Origin of the sequence: Youngiibacter fragilis 232.1 (assembly GCF_000495435.3) — a bacterium.
GTDB lineage: Bacteria > Bacillota > Clostridia > Clostridiales > Clostridiaceae > Youngiibacter > Youngiibacter fragilis.
In genome coordinates this window covers 1-1,371 of sequence record NZ_AXUN02000112.1, presented here as the reverse complement: position 1 = coordinate 1,371, position 1,371 = coordinate 1, and the positions used below count along the sequence as shown (strand labels likewise).

General features: G+C 47.6%; 2 protein-coding genes. Both read left to right on the top strand.

The genetic code is table 11. The features are described from left to right. Positions 1-714 (top strand): tyrosine-type recombinase/integrase (locus T472_RS06025; RefSeq protein ID WP_023863424.1); only part of this gene is annotated, 714 nt, incomplete at its 5' end. After that, a partial coding sequence (locus T472_RS06020) for an IS91 family transposase (protein WP_023863423.1) occupies positions 707-1,371 on the top strand: 665 nt, incomplete at its 3' end. The genes T472_RS06025 and T472_RS06020, both read left to right, overlap by 8 nt.

Below are 1,371 nucleotides of genomic sequence, written 5' to 3'. Positions count from 1 at the left end.
TCCTACAATGACATTCGGACCTATCTCCTTTTCCTTAAGAAGACAAAGAAGCTTTCCAACCACAGTATCAATGCCCACTCATCACAAATACGCTTTTTCAGGCTTTACATACTTAAGCAATCCTGGGACAAATACGAAGTGCCTTCCATGAAGAAAAACATCTACCTCCCCGAAGTCATGACTCTGGATGAGACATTGGAGTTCATAGGTTCAATCCACGACCTGAGACTCAAGGCTTGCATTGCCCTGCTTTACTCTTCCGGGCTACGGCTATCTGAACTACTGCACCTCAGATACGAGGATATCAGCAGAAAGGATTGCCGTATATTCATCCGCGCCTCAAAGAACAGGTCGGAGAGATATGCCACACTGTCCACCAATGCCTTGGAGATACTCACCGACTACTGGAGAAGATATGGTCGTCCGATGGAGTGGCTTTTCCCAAACAAAAGAGGAACTAAGCCCATTACTTCCAGTACTGTTTCCCGTCTCGTTTCAGACCACCTCAAGACCCTCAACTGGTCCAAGCATATTTCTTCACACACTTTCAGGCATTCATTCGCTACACATCTCTATGAGAGCGGCGTAGACCTGATTACCATTCAGAAGCTTCTCGGCCACAGGTCTTCAAGCAGTACTGCAATATACATTCACCTTGCAAGGACAGGCCCTTCTCATTTCGTCAACCCCTTCGATGGTGTCCCCAATGTATAAGGTTCAGGAGATATTCAACAAGGGATACGGCAATTTCCTTGAAAAGCATGGTGAGAACATTGATACCGATAAGGTAGCAAAAGCGATAATGAGCTGCAAAACATCTGCTTTGGGAGGCAATTCCACTACGTGCCAGGACTGTGGTGAGACCCATGTCCACTACAACTCATGCAGAAACCGCCACTGCCCGTGCTGCCAGTCCCTTACCAAGGAAAAATGGATAGATGCCAGGAAGGCAGATGTGGTGGATGCCCCATATTTCCATGCCGTGTTCACCGTGCCGGAAGAGCTCAATCCGCTCATCTTTTCAAACAAAAGGCTTCTCTACAACCTGCTATACAGCGCCAGCTCTGACACCCTAATGGAACTTGCCCGGGACAAAAGGCACATGGGTGCGGATATCGGATTTCTGAGCATACTCCATACCTGGGGAAGCAACCTGTCATTTCATCCGCACATACATGTCATTGTCCTTGGTGGAGGACTCGACAAGTCCTTGAAGTTCGTAACCAAGGACAATAAATTCCTGTTCCCCATAAAGGTTGTATCCAGGCTGTTTCGAGGCAAGTTCCTGAGCGGGCTTAAGAAGCTGAAATCTGACGGGAAACTGACTTTCCCTGTTTCCTTGAGCATTCTCAAGCAACCGGAGAAGTTCAA